The 17018-nt window shown below is 39.0% G+C and carries 9 protein-coding genes and 1 pseudogene; 3 read left to right on the forward strand and 7 right to left on the reverse strand.

Translation table 11 applies throughout. The features are described 5' to 3' along the window. Positions 1 to 238: 238 nt before the first annotated feature. The gene (locus DER53_RS03290; RefSeq protein ID WP_062756089.1) at positions 239 to 1321 is read right to left on the reverse strand and encodes a glycosyltransferase family 4 protein; all 1083 of its coding nucleotides are present in this window, start codon (positions 1319 to 1321) and stop codon (positions 239 to 241) included. Between the two features lie 248 nt (positions 1322 to 1569). On the opposite strand from DER53_RS03290, the pseudogene secA2 reads away from it, so the two are divergent. Both secA2 and DER53_RS03300 read left to right on the forward strand, forming a co-directional pair. Continuing rightward, positions 1570 to 3940, forward strand: a pseudogene (gene secA2, locus DER53_RS17550) (accessory Sec system translocase SecA2). Positions 3941 to 3956: 16 nt separating this feature from the next. Next, entirely contained in the window at positions 3957 to 4838 is an 882-nt protein-coding gene (locus DER53_RS03300) for an accessory Sec system S-layer assembly protein (RefSeq protein ID WP_062756085.1), read from the forward strand. Between the two features lie 125 nt (positions 4839 to 4963). Here the strand turns inward: DER53_RS03300 and DER53_RS03305 are convergent, their stop codons facing one another. Together DER53_RS03305 and DER53_RS03310 are read right to left on the reverse strand one after the other, a co-directional pair. Next, the gene (locus DER53_RS03305) at positions 4964 to 6370 is read right to left on the reverse strand and encodes a S41 family peptidase (protein WP_121910016.1); all 1407 of its coding nucleotides are present in this window, start codon (positions 6368 to 6370) and stop codon (positions 4964 to 4966) included. Between the two features lie 13 nt (positions 6371 to 6383). Next, a complete protein-coding gene (locus tag DER53_RS03310) occupies positions 6384 to 7127 on the reverse strand; it encodes a hypothetical protein (protein WP_244319629.1) in 744 nt (247 codons plus the stop codon). Positions 7128 to 7339: 212 nt separating this feature from the next. Between DER53_RS03310 and DER53_RS03315 the strand changes: the two genes are divergently transcribed. After that, a complete protein-coding gene (locus DER53_RS03315) occupies positions 7340 to 8230 on the forward strand; it encodes an ISNCY family transposase (protein ID WP_011886641.1) in 891 nt (296 codons plus the stop codon). Between the two features lie 96 nt (positions 8231 to 8326). On the opposite strand, the gene DER53_RS17260 is transcribed toward DER53_RS03315, so the two are convergent. From DER53_RS17260 to DER53_RS03335, 4 genes are all read right to left on the reverse strand, one after another. After that, complete coding sequence (locus DER53_RS17260) at positions 8327 to 9088, reverse strand: hypothetical protein (protein WP_050367851.1); 762 nt, start codon at positions 9086 to 9088, stop codon at positions 8327 to 8329. A gap of 873 nt (positions 9089 to 9961) precedes the next feature. Next, positions 9962 to 11383, reverse strand: coding sequence for a hypothetical protein (locus tag DER53_RS03325; RefSeq protein ID WP_062756494.1), 1422 nt, complete (start codon positions 11381 to 11383; stop codon positions 9962 to 9964). 988 nt (positions 11384 to 12371) lie between these two features. Beyond that, positions 12372 to 14480 (reverse strand): SH3 domain-containing protein, encoded by a 2109-nt coding sequence (locus DER53_RS03330; RefSeq protein ID WP_062756496.1) that lies wholly within the window; start codon positions 14478 to 14480, stop codon positions 12372 to 12374. 418 nt (positions 14481 to 14898) lie between these two features. Next, a complete protein-coding gene (locus tag DER53_RS03335) occupies positions 14899 to 15879 on the reverse strand; it encodes a CapA family protein (protein WP_062756498.1) in 981 nt (326 codons plus the stop codon). Positions 15880 to 17018: the final 1139 nt, after the last annotated feature.

Below are 17018 nucleotides of genomic sequence, written 5' to 3' on the forward strand. Positions count from 1 at the left end.
AATTCCTCCAAAAAAATAATGTTAATTTCAACATGTTTAGTTTATCACATCTTCTCCAAAGATATTATTACGCTTTTTTGACAAAGTTTAAGTGAAATGATGAAAAATTTAAAAACAACGTATATCATTCATCAAACAAGGCAATAATCTTCGAATAGTTATTATTCCCCAAAAAAGCCGTTTGTACCTTTTCGACACAAACGGCAAGAAAACAAAACAACTTTATTGTCAATCATTGTTAGCGATCATTTCCATATACTTTTCTTCCGCCGCGTAATAATTTGCGGATGAATGTCATAAAAGGTTTATATTGATCGTTAACAAGCCCAATTAACTCTGCCAAAAGTTCTACTATAACCGCAAGAACAAACACAATGAGAATGGATTGCCATAATGTCGAAGCAGAAAAAAGAATTGCGCTTACTCCGAAAATAATGCCAAAACCATAAATCAATAATACCGTATTGCGGTGAGAAAAACCAAGCGCTAAAAGACGGTGATGCAAATGTGATTTATCTGGCGCCGAAATTGGTTTTTTATTCACGATTCGACGAATAATGGCAAAGGTAGTATCAAAAATTGGGACACCAAGAATAATGACAGGAACCACAAAACTAAACAATGTTACACTTTTATAAAGGCCTAAAACGGATAACACGGAAATCGCATAACCTAAAAACAGCGCTCCGGTATCCCCCATAAAAATTTTCGCTGGATGGAAATTATAGAATAAAAATCCAATCACACTACCCAATATAATAAGGGATAGGGTAAAAATCAGCATTTTATCAGCCATGCCGGCCATCGTCGCAATCGTAGCGATACCGATTGCGGAAATGCCTGCGGAAAGACCATCCAAGCCATCGATGAGATTAATCGCATTTGTAATGCCGACTATCCAAAAAATTGTAATGGGATAGCTCCACAATCCAACGTCAAATGTACCGACAAAAGGGATCGTTAAAATGTCGACTTTAAGTCCCGACGCAACAACAACGAGGGCGGCCAGAAGCTGTCCGCAAAATTTGATTTTCGGCGACAACTCATATAAATCATCGAGCATGCCGACAATTACAATTATAATCGCCCCTACAGTAATCCCTGTCACTTGTTGATTATAGACTCCACCGACGAAGTAGCCGACGGCCACACCGATGAAAATTGCTAATCCCCCAAGCCTCGGCATAATCCGTGTGTGTACTTTCCGCTCATTCGGTCTATCCACCGCTCCTATTTTGACTGCGAACTTTATGACAAAAGGCGTAACCACAATTACCGTTATTAAAGAAGCGAAAAATGCCAGAACCGCTTGCGTATTCATAAATAATCACCTTGACTTTGCGTAATAGTAACACACATCATCTTTATGTTACCACATACAACAAGTAAATCAATCATTTTTTTATGTCTTCTCTCCTTAAAAACATTCGGCAGTCTTAGGAAATTTACTTACTTTAGTGTATAAATTGAATCCAGGATGATACTTGTATTTTTTACCTTTGTCTGTATTATTAGTATGTTGTGCTATAATTAATTTCTGGAAGAATGAATTTATTAGGAGAGGAAAACATGTTAACAAAAGTAAAAGAGCTGTTTAGCGAAAGCACTCGAGATATAAAACGACTTTATAAACTTGCTCAGCAAGTAAACGAATTAGAACCAACCATCGCATCGTTAACGGATGAACAATTAAGAGAGAAAACCGAATATTTCAAAAAACGTTTAAAAGATGGAGATACACTCGATGATTTAAAAGTTGAGGCATTCGCAGTCGTGCGGGAAGCTGCGAAACGTGTTCTTGGTCTTCGTCACTATGACGTACAACTTATCGGCGGATTTGTGTTACATGAGGGAAATATCGCTGAAATGCAGACCGGTGAAGGAAAGACATTGGTGGCTACTCTTCCGAGCTATTTGCACGCCCTTGAAGGGAAAGGCGTACATATTATTACAGCTAACGAGTATTTAGCTCGGCGGGACTACGAACAAATGGGGAAAGTTTTTCAATTTTTAGGACTTACTGTCGGTTTGAACATATCGCAAATGTCTCCCCAACAAAAAAAAACAAGCGTATGCGGCTGATATCACTTACGGAACAGGAACGGAGTTTGGTTTCGATTATTTGCGTGACAACATGGTTTACGATCTTAATGATAAAGTACAGCGAAAACTGCACTATGCCATTATCGACGAAATTGACAGCATCCTCATTGACGAAGCCCGCACCCCGCTTATTATCGCTAATAAGTCGAGTATGGGAGCGGAATTATTCCGTATTACCGCTCAAATTGTTAAACATTTTAAAAACGGAGTCGATTATGAATTATATCCTGAAACAAAACAAATATTTTTAACAGACGAAGGAGCCGCAAAAATTGAAAAAACATTCGGGATTGATAATCTATACGATGTGGAACACCAAGTATTATTGCACCATGTCATGCAATCATTGCGCGCTTTCGTGATTATGAAACGCGATGTCGATTACATTGTAAAAAATGGAAAAGTACTGCTAGTCGATCAATTTACCGGTCGCGTAATGGATGGGCGTACATTTAGCGACGGATTACATCAAGCGATCGAGGCAAAAGAAGGAGTAGAAATCACTGAGGAAAATGAGGTTCAGGCTACAATTACGATCCAAAATTATTTTCGAATGTATGATATACTGTGCGGAATGACGGGAAGTGCCACCCCTTCAAAAGATGAATTTTGGAACACATATCATCTTCGTGTCGTAACGATACCGACAAACAAACCTTCTCGGCGCATTGACATGGAAGACCTTGTATATCGCACATATGAAGCAAAAGTCCGCAAAGTTGTAACGGAAGTACAAAAAATGAACAAAATTGGCCGTCCTGTCTTAATCGGCACAACGTCTATCGCTCAGTCGGAGCGATTGTCCCAATATTTAACCAAAGCCGGTATTCCACATCAAGTTCTAAATGCGAAAACAGAAGAGGATGAAGCGCGCATCATCGCACAAGCAGGCCAAAAAGGACAAGTAATGATCGCCACAAATATGGCAGGAAGAGGAACGGATATTTTACTCGGGGAAGGCGTTGCAGAACTGGGCGGATTGCATATCATTGGCACAGAGCGTCATGAAAGCAACCGCATTGACATGCAGCTACGCGGTCGTGCCGGTCGCCAAGGGGATCCAGGCTCTTCGCAATTCATTATTTCCCTAGAGGATGACCTATTTCGCCTTTATGATCAAGAAGAATTGGAGAAATGGTTAAAGAAAGTGCAAACCGATGAAAACGGATTAATTATTTCCCCAGACCCTATCAAATTTGTCAGAAAGGTTCAAGAAACGATTGAAAACGCCCACTATTCGGCACGGGCTCATTTGCTCAAATTAGACTCTGTCATTGACCAGCAAAGTAAGATCATTTATCAAATCCGCGATCGTATTTTAGCTCTTCAAAACGAAGAGGTCCTTTTCAAAATGATCGAGCATATTGAAAACTATGTAACGCAAACAGTCGATAAATATTGCCCGTCGGATGTCTTTTTCGAAGACTGGAATATAAAAGGGCTTCACGAAGAGTTAAGTTTTGTCTTTTTGCAGTTTAATAAAACAATAGATGATTTCAAAGGCTCAGAAAAAGAAGAAATTAAACAATTGGTTTTGGAAGAGTACGAGTCGTTAAAATCTGATTTGCTTACGTTAAAACAAGACGAGGCGCTCACTTTACGCTTAAAACGTTTAATGATTCAAATTATTGATTCTAACTGGATTAATCATCTTAATAGATTGACAGACTTAAAAGATGGCATCCATTTGCGCGGATATGGCCAGGAAGACCCATATCGCGCCTTCGAAATCGAAGCGTATCATGAATTTGTACGCCTCCAGCAAAACATTCATGCAGAAACTGCTATTAAGGCGATGAACTATATCAAAAGCCAATTTGATATCGAGCGCGCTTAATTAGAGGAGGATTTCTATGATTTTTAAACGAAAAAGAAAACAGCAGAATACTCTTCCTCCTGAACCCTCATCTGTTCAGGAGGAAAGCAGGAAGCAAGAGGAGGAATTAAAGACTACGTTATCGTTTCATCCCGACTGGGACTTATCTCCTCAGGAAAAATACGTGTACCAGTTTTATCATGAGCAGCTTCCACCGTTGAAACATAATCAAATTTCTATTTCGGGAATGAAACTAATTGAATATAACGATGGGTTTGTCGTCGTGGCGTTTTTACGCAGCACTCTTCCAAAACCAGTCCGCTTTGAACAAATTACTTTATTGTTGCTAGATGAAACCGGACAAGCTATTGCCAGAAAACAATTTGACATGGATAGCTTTGGCGAACTTCCGCCAATGACGGCAAGACCGTGGAGATTTCTCTTCTCATCGGAAGATAAGCTTGTCGATAAAATACCGACGGAAAACTGGAAAATAGCGTTTGAATTAAAGCAATCTCCCAACTCTTTACAGCATCGTCTCGATTTAGAAGAAAGCTGGGAACAATCACTATCCGCACAGCAGCGCGAACATTTGCAAAAATTAATAGAAACATTGCCGCCGCTTTCCGCTGGGGAAATTAACTTCACGGGAATAGAAGCGAAGCTAAATCAACAGGGCGACTTAATTGTTACGTTGCTTATTCGCAACGGCAGTGATAAACATATTCAGCTCGAGCAAATCCCATTAGTGGTGGAGGACGCTTCTGGGGAAGTTATATGTAAAGGCTTGTTCCGTCTTGAACGCTTTGAGGTAAAAGCGAACACAAGCAAGCCTTGGACGTTTATTTTCCCATCTAATCTACTATTAAAAGAAAATATTGATTTATCCAAATGGAAAGTATATCCTCCGCAATCATAATGCCACAAACAAGGCTGCCCTAATCATGACAGGGCAGCCTTGTTTTTTATATTATTCTCTCATTCTCTTTCTGAAAACAACCATATTTTCATGCATAGGTTAGGCGTAAAAGATTCGTAGATTCTTTATTTTGCTACACTAATTTCTAAAAAGGCGCCTTTTCTCATCACCACTCCATCTTTGCCTTTTAATGTCGGATGAATGACTAATAAATAACTTTCTCCTTTTTTTAGCTTCTCAGTTGGCTTAACCAATAACTGCGTTCCCTTATGGATCTGAACTGTAACTGGTACTTCTTGCCCACCAATATGATATAGTTTTACTCCATTCGTGTTAGTATTCATCAATGGACGAGAAAATTTAATGGTAAATGTCTTATCCGCTGGAGCGTTTCGCAACTTTCCAAAAGACTGATAACTTTTCAACTGCTGTAAAAGTAAATCCCGATGCGCCGCATACAGCTCCTTGTTAACCGCTGTTGTTATATTTGGCTTTACTCCAACGTTATGAATAGGCGTTCCTTTTGGCGAGAAAAAGCGCGCGACCGTTAATTTCAACATGCTTCCGTCCGATAGCTCAAACATTTCCTGCATGGAGCCTTTTCCAAAAGTCCGCTGACCATACAACACAGCAGCCTGCTGTTCTTTCACCGACGCAGCTACCATCTCCGATGCACTCGCACTGGAGGAATTAATTAATACTTTTATCGGCCCTTTCATTTGAATAGGTTGTGTCACCGCTCGATAAGTTACCGGTTTATTAGAACGGTCTCGGAGCTGAAATGCATATTTGGCATTTGGAAAAAAGCCTATGATTTGTTGGGCAGCTTCCACATAACCGCCTGGATTATCACGCAAATCAAAAACCCATCCTTTTACCCCGGAAAGAGAGCGAATTGCCCGTTCAATGTCCCTAACAGAGTTCATATCAAAGCTATACAATCGAATGTACCCGATGTTTCCCGCCAATTTTGTGAATTCAACGTTTGGCCAGTCAATTTTTTCGCGAGTCACGGAAACCGAAAATGTTTCGTTCGTCGATGGACGGAAAACTTTCAAATGTACAGCCGTTCCTTCTTGACCGGTAATTAAGGTTAATGCGGTTTCTTTAGCATTATTCGCCACGGACTGTCCATCAACTTCTGTAATGATGTCCCCCGCCCGCAGCCCAGCACGCGCCGCTGGCCCGTTTTCCAAAACAGACATCACTTTAATACCTAAATCATCTTCTTCCATCATAATTCCAATTCCTATAAATTCCATATCAATAGATTTTAGAAACTCTTCATACTCTTTTGCCGTCATATAAGTAGAATATGGGTCTAAATGTTTGACCATTTCTTGCGGCGTAGTTCCTTTTAATATTTGTTCATTTACCGGTTCCACATAATACTCTCGAATAATTTGGCGCACTTCATCCAATACTTTTGGTGAAACAGGTTCTGCGGCGCGGACACTTACGTCCAGCACAGCCGAAGCAGAGAAACAGAGAAACAATGCGATAATTAACTTGCTAATTCTTTTCACGTCCATATCCCTTCTTTCTTTATTCAATATCCAATACAGCTGGCGCTTTCAATTCCTGAAAATACATGTCTAACTGTTTACGCGTATTAACGTCTTGTACTTTCGGCAGCCATTGTTCGCATAAAGCAAGCAGCCGTTCGGCCTGATTTATATCGCCATTCTCATAAGCGGCGACAATTTTGTCCATCGCTATCATTATATTGATAGGGAAAAAAGCGCGTTGCTTCATCGTTTCTGCTGGGCGCTGAAACGTTCTGACCATTTTCTGCCGAACAGCGGTGTCTGAAACTTTCGTAATCAAAATCCCTGTCTTTTTCAGCTGTTTATCAAAAGATGGATATATATCATACAACGTATCTAAGTCGCCTGACCGAAGCGCCTGATCTAACCGCGATGTCAAAGCGGTTAACCGCTCTCCGCTTTCCACGGCACTAATATAATAGGAAGCACGTTGAATCGTACGATAAGAATTAGCTAGTCTTTTGGAATACCGTTGCTTATCGGTTTTGTTTTTTATCCGCGCCACCTCTTTTTTCGCCGCCTCATAATCTTTTTTCACTTGATTGTAAAGACTATAAGGCTTGGAAAGACGGCTTGCTTTCATCGTTTGTTCCAGCTGGGCAGCGTGTTTCTCCAATCTCTCTATGGATGGAAGCGAAGCGGCTTCTGTCGTTTTCGCAAAAGTTCCCCATATAAAAGGCAGGAACAGCGAGAAAACGGCAATCAATATCGTAAAATGTCTTCCCAGATTTCTTTTCATCATCTATTCACCTACTATCCATAAAAATACAATTTAATTTTAATAGAAAGCATAGAGAAATAGAATATGTAATTTGTCTATTTTTCCATCTTTTATTACTATGAACGTGTTGCAAAACGCATAACGAATGCATAAATGCACATAAAAAATCCACCACCTTGGAAATCATATACAGTGATCAAAAAAAAACAACTCTCCAAGGGGTGGACACTATTATGATTTCCAATTGGAACAGCGAACATGCATGGACTTATGAAATTGACCCAATTTTAGAAGCATTATTTCGGTATATCGACTCGCTATCATTGCCGGAAACACCGTATGTGACAGGAAGACCGCCGGTGTCGAAAAAATCGTTGTTGAAATGTTTCTTTTTGAAAACCTATTTTTCCATTGATTCCTTGCGAAAATTAGTGCGCATCCTGCAGCGTTTTCGCTGTTTTCAACGGGCCTGTGGGCTTGGTGAAGTCCCTCACCTTTCTACGTTTTCCCGTGCGGCGAAGTGGTTCCGGGAACAAGGATTTCCTGTTTTTCATGCACAGCTGCTCAAAGATCTAGAAGTACGTTATCCGCAAATCGTGCTTATCGACAGCACAGCCCTTCGAAGCAGTCTTTACGATTCACAGGCGAAATGGGGAGTGTCCACCCGATATCACTGGTTTAAAGGATATAAACTCCATCTCTGCACCACCGCCGAGGGAATCATTTTATCTCATGTGTTGACCACAGCGAATCGAAATGATGCGGCAGTAGCACCAGAATTGCTTGTTTCTTTAAAGCAGTGGGATATCGAATTTGTATTGGGCGATGCCGCGTATGACAGTGAAAAGGTTCGTCAAACAGCAGAGCAGTCAGGAATCCTATTCATTTCCCCTATCAACCGCCGCAATAGCGAGGAACGAAAAGATGCCTATGGCCGGGTTCTTCCTGTCTTTTTGAAAACGAGATTTGGCCAATGGCTGTTTGGACTTCGTCGTGAGATTGAACGAGTATTTAATGAGTTAAAGAGTGACGGGTTGGAACAGCCAAGATGGTATGGATTTCATCGATATGTACTGCATGTGTTATGTTGCATCCTTATGCATAACTTCGAGTTTTTACTCTAGTTTTGCAACACCATCGAAAAAGAAAAGCTCCGCAAAATGTCTTTCTGCAGAGCTTTCAACATATTTTGATAATCTTCGGGCAGTGACAGTTGGCACCTAATTGATAACCTCCATAAACTCCGGTTGTCCAACTTTGTAATACAACTTATTAGTCCCTTCGTAAATATAAGAATCTAAAAATTCGTTCTCCGGTAAATAGTCTGGATACGAAACTTCTAGTGTGACTTTATTATCCTTAAGGATTAAGGTTGCATGCCCCTTGTTTCCTGCTCTGTCTTCAATAAACCAAAATTCCCCTACACCATTTTTATTAAACGTAACAGTGACCGGGTTTGAGAGTGACTGTCTTGCATTCGATCCGTCCGGCATAGACCACCAAATCCCGTAAAGTTGAACTTTTGCTTTGTTAGGAGAAGTAAACTTAATGATTGCTCCGACTCCAGGGCGAGATTTGTCTTTAGAAGTGAACCATTCACCACTATACTTTTGTAATCCAGCTTTTAATAGTTCCTGTTCCTCTTTCACTTGAGCCAATTTTGCTTTCGAAGGAGTTTCATATTTTACTCGACTATCGCGGTCTACATAATACCCGCCACCAATACCTAACATACCAGGTTTGAAAGCATAGATACGGAACTTTTGCCCTGGCTTTAGATTCCGAACGAATACTTTCTTACTTGCATCTAGCTTATAGAGTGGCGTTTGTTTTAAAATTGTTAATCTACCAATTTGTCCCGGCTTTAGCTCTACACCATCCCAGTAAACTTTTGCCTCTACGCTATGTTCATTATACGGAGTCAATAATAACAGACCTGCACTTAATAACGGAACAAGTAGTAATCCTTTGACCTTTTTCAAAACATTTACCTCCTCATAATATTAATTCCATAATATTTTAATACAGGTTTTAATTCCCATCAAGTTACTTTCTATTCACTTCAAAGAAAAAATACTTTGAACCCTTTTCTGTAACAAAGAACTTTAAAATCTGGTGTGCTTGATAATTATTTTTCAAGATTTCCTATTTTCTATATATGCGGCAAAAAAATTTCTGCTATCTAATCCTATGCAAAAATAACAATATGGATATCGATCACCTTTTTGAAGGATAAAGGTGTTGCCCAACTTGTTTCTTGCCCGATGTAGTGTTTGTCTAGGAATGGTTGGATAATCGGAAATACAATGGTATTTTGCAAAGCCGTATGTGATGAATGTATAGTTTTAGTTTCTCAAGAAAGATCTTTTTAGTTAGGTTCTGTTATCGTTTATTGTTGATTTTTGTCCAAAAGAAAAACCGCCCATGATAGAAGCAGTTAATTGAACTATCGATTCCTGTTAGCCGCCTATGCCGCATTTCGCGCACCATAGATTACAGAAGAAGTTCTGTTCTTCCATGGGAGATCTCCATGTAGTGCTTACGGCACCAGCAAATGATGAAAATTTCTAGCAACTCTAGCTGCTGATGGTTGACGGTTTGATACTTGCTCATCCTTTTCCCTCCTAAAACAAAAATATCCCCAATTCCCTGAAAGGAATTGAGGCTAGTCAAAGTATATAGGATTTGCATGTGATGTTCATAATTATATTAAATGCTTAAAAAGTTTTTTGATACGGTTTCTTAGAAGAGATTACGAGACTGGCAGTGCTTCATCGCAAAAAAGAAAAGCCCCGCAGAGATTTCTCCCCGCAGAGCTTTTCGACATATTTCAAGTGTGATAGGAGCCTATCCCATTATTGAACAACTTTTACACTACCATGTACAGAAACTTTATTACCTACTGCGTCAGTAATATCAATTGTATCAAGCGCCTTAATGGTTAAACCTTTTGCAAGGTCAGCTGCAGTTACAGGCGCTTCTAAAGTTAATACTAATGTAGTACCAGCTGTTGTTTGTTGCGCTGTTGTAATCGTATCGTTTGAAGCAACTTTAGCTCTACCAATGTAAAGTTCAAAATCCTTAGCGTCACCAGTAGCATTTATAACAGGTTCAGAGAATGTAAGCGTAATTTTGTTAGTACCAGTTAACTGTGCCTTAGTAATTGTTGGAGCTACATGATCTCCTGTTTTAATTGTAGCTGTATAACCCGCAACCTCTTTACCATCCGTTGTTTTGATAGCACCTTTTGTAATGCTTACTTTGTAAAGTCCATCGAAAACTTCATTATCTTTTAATTTAAGTGTTAATGTTTTGCCATTACCACTTAATGTGGCTACAGCATCATTGATAGTAACTGGATGGCTATCTTTATCTAGTGATGATACAGTAATAACACCATCCACAAGCGTACCAGCATTAGCACCAGAAGCTTCGATCACTGTAGACTTATCAATTGCTTTATTAAAATGAATTACTAATTCTGTAGCGTTAATCGCTCTCACATTCGCAACTTTAGGAGTTGCTTTTGCATTATAAGCAGCTTTTACCGTTGTTGCTTTAGAAGTTAGCTTTGCTTTGAATGCGTCAGTTACTTTTGCTAATGCATTTTCAGCTTCTTCCAAAGCTTTTTCAGCAGCATCTAGATCGCCTTTGTTAATTGCTTCTTCAGCCACACGCAATTTCATTGAAACTGTGATATCGTAAACTAAGCTGTCGCGAAGTGTTTGCGCTTTAACTTTGAACTTTACGCGAAGTAAATCGCGAGTTGTTTTACCATATACGCGGTCTAAGATGACTGTACGGAATTTTAACTCATAAGAAATTTTGTGATAAAGCTCTTCCGCTTTATCGATATCTTTCGCTGCAACAGCTGCTTCTAATTCTTTGCGCATTTCGTCTAATTTAACCGCATAGTTGTATGCGTCGAGGTAAGTTACTACGCGTTTTGTGATGTACTCTTTGTATGCAGCATCTAAGTCAGCTAAATACGCTTCTTTTTTCGCGCCACCTGCTTTTTTCACTAATGCTACCGCGTCAGCATATGCTTTTTTCGCTTTGTTGTATTCAGCATATACTTTTTTAATGTCTGCGAATTTGCCAGTATCAGTTACTGTTTGGCTGTAAGTATAATACGCCTTTTTGAATTGAGCTTTCGCTTTGTTTACTACTGCATCAACGTTAGCAGCCGCTTGAGGAGCAGCTGGGTTGGCAGCTATGAATGCGCTTGCGGCGATTGCGCTTGCTGTTGCAATTTTAACAGCTTTCTTTTTGTTCATAGGGTAGTACGTCTCCCTTCTTTAATATAAATTTTAGAGTAATTATTACTAAAGCGATAGATTTAGTAGGTCCATTGCCTAGAAGACTTGACTATTTGTAAAATAGTTAACGGAAATAACACCCTATTACTCTACGAATACGAAGTAATAGAAAATGGCGCATATATTGCTATATCTTGATGTTTATTCCTCATCATTCCACCGTTTACTGTAATACATTTTCTAGTGAATTCTAGACACAAATGTTTTAAGAAAATCACAAATCTAATTCATTCATTACAAGTTTTTTAAAAAAATTAGAAATCTAATTTCATTCATTACAAGTTTTTTTTTAGGAAAATTACAAATTTCATTCATTACAAAACAGCACACACTATACATGAATATGTGTTTTTCCAGAGATAGAACAACATCTTCTACATTTCACGTACTATCAAAATGATCTGTTTTAACATTATTCTTATATAATATTAACTATATTTTTCTGAAAGTGAAAATTAACTCTTCTAAGACGAGAAAAGAAAAGGAAAGGAACCAGAGCTACCGTAGCCCTGATTCCTTCGCATTAATTGAATATTTATACTGTTTTGAATCGCAGTGCACAGGCAAGCATCATAAATCCCTATTTTAAAAAAGTTCACGATATTGAATACATCGCCCCCTAAAAGGAGAAAATGTATAACGTAATTTATAGTAGCGGTAAGTTTCTGGTTGGTGAGTCATTCACAAACGATTGACTTTTTTCAGAGGCTACCATACTGTGAATGACTCCTTTTTTTATGGTGTCCTTATTTTTCAATCGGCTCTTATGCAAGAAAAAGCACAAAAAAGCCCCGTAGAGATTTCTCACAACAGGGCTTTTTGGCATATCCAAGAGGTAACAGGCACACTACAATCTTTGTTTATAAAAAACCACTTAAGTAGGTAGATTTTAAATCTTCATATCTGCCTATAATCGGGTTTTACGAAAATCTTTATCATCACGCAATTAATTTAGTTCTCTAACAATATATTTCGAACTGACCCATCCCACACGTCCATCTTTTAATATGATTTTATACCAAGAATTTTGGATTTCCAGCTTTCCATCGTCCGTTAACGACAGCTGAACATATTCTCCCATTTTTAGCTCGCCAATTGGATCTTTTGTCGTTGACGGCGTTGGTCTTACATTTAATGTGATCACATTGACACTACCTAAGTTTTTGACCGTAATGTATTTTTTATAGTCATAAAATTTAATGGAATTCGTCCAATATTCTTGATTGTTGTATTTTAAACGAACCCAGTAATCATTCGTTTTCTCCAGCAACGTAAATGTAGATCCTTTTTTCAAAATGGTTATGCTTTTATCCGCTCCTTTTTGACCGTATAGCGCAAGGTCTTGATTCGCCACCGCGACGATATTTTCCGGAAACACGTCCGATCCTTGCGGAATACCTGGTGAGGCAGGCACCGTTTCGTTTGGTTTAGCGGATTTGTAATAATTACTATCATACGCCAAAATATTGGCCATATGGCGGGCGATGCTTTGCCCCCAATATGGATCGCTGGCGTAATAAAAATTCATGCCTTCACTACTCTCATTGACACGTGTTCCCGCTAATGTATTAGTGCGAAAACCAAGATACGCTCCTTTAAAATACGAATAGGCCGGGTTTAAATATGTTGCTTTCACTTTTCGAGCGATATAATCAATCGATTCTTCTACGGACGAAAAGCGATATGCCGAAACAAACGGGGATGCGTCATAAGCGCCGTAACCGAATAAATTGTATTTCGTCAGTGCCAGTCTCGAAGTGCCGAAACCACTTTCATGAATCGCATGCGCGGCTAAATATAACGCATTTACTCCATATTTTTTACCGGCATCGATAAACACTTGACCTTTTCCTAGTAAAACGCTTGGCTTATTTGTTGAGTTGACATAATTTTCGATATACTTGTTTATTTGTTGAGCCGTAACCGAAGCGGTTGTCCGTAAATCAATAAATTGGTAGCCGTCCCGCACCCCGTTTAAAGGCGCTCCTGTTTTCACTTCCGTCACATAATCTCCAGAAACGTAACCGATTGTATTATTATATGTTATTTTGAACCAATTATTGGACGTTTTATGGGTCGGCACAATAATCGTTCCCTTTGAAATCGTTGCAAGGATATCAGAGTCCTTATTCGGTTCTTTTCGTACATTTAAATCCGCCCTTACCGCAAACGTTTTGCCAGAAATCGCTTGTTCTGTAACAGGCGTATTCGATGAATTATCCGGTTGCTTTGGTTGCTCTGTTGTTTGCTGATCTTGCGCTGGCTGCTGTGGCACTGGCGATGACGGCTTCTGTCCTGCATTGTTTCCTGTGTAACGAGCAAAATCTTTGATATAAACATATCCAGTTTTGTTTTTATAGCTAACTTTATACCAATCTCCAACACTAAAACTAGATGAAACAATTGTTCCTTTTGCGATTTTCTCCAACTTTGCATATGCGCTTCCAAAGGAAGAATACAAAAATGTATCCTTATTCGCTATGTACTTCGTTGCCGCAAAACTTTTGGACGACACTTTGACGACATCGCTGCTTATGACATACAGCTTTTTCCCATTAAAAGAAACTTCATACCAAGTTTGACCGACACTATTGACTACTTTTCTCGTTGAATATAATCCGTTGCCGCTGGCTAAACTAGTAACAGCTTTCTTTTTGGTGTTTGGCGCGCTGTAGAGATTGACCGTTTTCTTGGTAAAGTAATATGTACCGCTCGTTTGGATATATTGATCATATTCCTTTAAATAACTGCCGCTTACCCAGCCTGTTTTCGTATAGCTTTTCCCTTTCAGCACATATTGGTACGAAACTTTGTACCAGTTCCCTTTTTTCTCTGTCGCCGTGACGACTTTTCCTTTCGGAATCATGATGATCACTTTGTAATTCGTTCCCGCTCCCGACCGCATGTATACATTATTAGTCGTTTGATACGTTGTTTTGTTTATTACCGTGCTCGCTGCCTCTACTGTATTTACGTTCCACGGAATCATAGATCCCCCCATAGAAGCAACCAAAAGCCCCATCGATAAAATGACAGCTTTTCCTATATTTTTCATCTTTTCGTTCCCACCTACTTCCCTTTTTTTCTATCTGCTTACTGAGAAGCACAAAGGAAAAATGAACAATATTTTTCTACTCTTATACTTTTTTATCGGCTTATTTTCAAAAATGTTAAGTGATTCGTAGATGATGTATAAAATTTTGTGTAAAGCATTTTACTAGAACAAAAGAAAAAAGGTAGGGTATTCTCTGATTCGGCCTTAACCCATTCCAGAGAACAGAGTACCCTGCCCATGTCTTGAACTGAACCAATTTTGTGATTGTAGCAACCAAAAGTACGGTTCCAGTCAGAACAAACGATTTTATCAAGGAAACGATTGATAATCCCGTAGGATTAAAAAAGACAGAGAACCAATCAATGACTCTCTGTCTCTAGCAACCTTCGACAAACTTCGAGGCGCGGCAGGCACGAGTTTATTTTTCGTATACGGTCCACGTCGGTTTTTTTATTTTTGCAGACAAATTCAATATTTTCGTTTTCACCCTTTTTGCTTCGCTTCCTGTTAGCGGAGTTGGCTGATAGTTATTTCTTGTTGTGACAGATGAAATGCGGCATGGAATAATACGAATCTCTTTTCGGGCCGTTAGTTTGCCATTTTGAACATAAAAAGTTTGTTGAAAGATGAAAGTATCTTTATCGGCCGGATTTTTATTGCCCCCAAACATAAAATTCCCTAAACTATAAACAATGAATTTGCCTTTATATTCTTCGATTCCTTGGATAACGTGCGGATGGTGTCCAACAACTAAATCCGCTCCGCTATCGATCGCAAAACGTCCTAATGATTTTTGGGTTGTATTAGGAATATAACTTCTTTCCACGCCCCAATGGAAATGAACAAGGACAATATTCGCTCCTTTTTTCCGTAGTGAGCGAATATCATTGAGAATTTGCTTGCGAACCTGACTATTATCCACCCATCCTTTGTAGCCAATTACACCGATTTTGATCCCTTTTACTGTCGTCAACATCGGATGTTTCTCATCAAAGTAACCGATGCCTTCCTTTTTTAAGCTTGCGATCGTGTCTTCATATCCTTTTTGCAAATAGTCATATGTATGGTTATTCGCCAAATTGACAGCCTCAATCCCTGCGAATGTTAAAATTTTTGCGTACGATGGATGACCGCGAAACCGGAATTTTTTATTCGCCTTTCGCGTAGAGGTTGTTAAGGTTGTTTCCAAGTTAACAGTGGTAAAATCGTCGTTTTTAAAAATCGGTTCTATATTTTTTGAAAAAAAGCGAATACCATTTCTTTTTGCTACATCATCAAAAGAATTTACATATCCGTAATTTTCATCACGTCCAAGCGTTACATCTCCTGCGGCGCTTAATGTAATGCTTGTCACCTGCTGTTCACGCTTTAATGTTTGGGGAACCGTTTCATATTTGATAGCACTCGATTGTGGCACATAAATTCCCACACCTAGGCCGTATAATCTGCCAATCCCTTGCCGGTATCTATTAAAATAGACTCTAAATTCTTGCCCTTTCTTCGCTTTACGCACTATATTATTGTCTTTAATACGGTAGAGGTTCGTATCTTGTAAAATAGTAACTTTTCCAATCATTCCTGACTTTAGTTCAGTTTTCCCCCAAAATACTTTCGCCTCCACTTTGTTTGCAGCTGGTAATATGGTTAAAAAAATAAATGCAGCTATTAGAGCGTAAGTGATATGCTTAAGCCGACTTACCAAATAAATCCCCCCATGTCCTTATGACAAAGTATACCCCTTGTAAAGCACTTCTCTCTTTTACGTTGTTGCACAAATCCTGCTGCAAAACGTTTGCCTAGGTCTACACAACACCAGCCATGAGCATGCCTATAAAGCTACGAAACTCCCCTGAAAAACGCACATATGTTGCTGCAACTTCTTTGGCTTATAACTCCTTTCCTTCATATAAATGGATATTCAATAATTTTTGAAAAAAATCCTGCCTAAGTGATGTAAAAATGTTTCGAATAGGGGGCAGATCCGTTCTAATCTAAAGTTTTGTGCTTTTATTTCCCCTTTCTCGTCTTACCCACCTCTTCTCAAAATTCCAAGGGGCTGTCAAGCGTTTTCCTTGATAGTCCTTTCGGGGTTCTGAGACACTGAGAAAAAGACAAGAAAAGAAAAGGAACCAGAGCTTTTTCACCCTGATTCCTTCATGTTAACTGATTTTATATTGTCTACTTTTGGGATCGCGATGCATAGGCTCCTATTTCAAGCGCAGTTCTACTGCCTCGATTAATCCATCAGGTGAACTTGAGGAAGAGTAAAATATAAGTGTCATTCCATTTGATAGAGAATAAATCCAAGTATAAGTTTCTGTCATCTCATCCAAAAAACTCTCTTCTGGTGTTCCAAGGACTTTTTCTACATGTTTAAATTGAATCGCTTCTTCTAAAAAATGATATTTCAGTAAAGTAACAGCCTCTGATCCAGAATCATTGCAAAACTGATAATTTCCATAAAAATAATAGGTTCATCACCAAATTTTGTGATTTAGTGACAAAAAAGAGAAAGCACTGACGAGATCCTGGCAATAA

Source organism: Parageobacillus toebii NBRC 107807 (genome assembly GCF_003688615.2).
Taxonomy (GTDB): Bacteria; Bacillota; Bacilli; order Bacillales; family Anoxybacillaceae; genus Parageobacillus_B; species Parageobacillus_B toebii.

What these genes read in the sequence shown, in the direction of transcription:
- DER53_RS03305 (WP_121910016.1), bottom strand. Translation starts at nt 6,370, where the DNA reads ATGGACGTGAAAAGAATTAGCAAGTTAATTATCGCATTGTTTCTCTGT.
- DER53_RS03330 (WP_062756496.1), bottom strand. Translation starts at nt 14,480, where the DNA reads ATGAAAAATATAGGAAAAGCTGTCATTTTATCGATGGGGCTTTTGGTT.
- DER53_RS03310 (WP_244319629.1), bottom strand. Translation starts at nt 7,127, where the DNA reads ATGATGAAAAGAAATCTGGGAAGACATTTTACGATATTGATTGCCGTT.
- DER53_RS03315 (WP_011886641.1), top strand. Translation starts at nt 7,340, where the DNA reads ATGATTTCCAATTGGAACAGCGAACATGCATGGACTTATGAAATTGAC.
- DER53_RS03300 (WP_062756085.1), top strand. Translation starts at nt 3,957, where the DNA reads ATGATTTTTAAACGAAAAAGAAAACAGCAGAATACTCTTCCTCCTGAA.
- DER53_RS03290 (WP_062756089.1), bottom strand. Translation starts at nt 1,321, where the DNA reads ATGAATACGCAAGCGGTTCTGGCATTTTTCGCTTCTTTAATAACGGTA.
- DER53_RS03325 (WP_062756494.1), bottom strand. Translation starts at nt 11,383, where the DNA reads ATGAACAAAAAGAAAGCTGTTAAAATTGCAACAGCAAGCGCAATCGCC.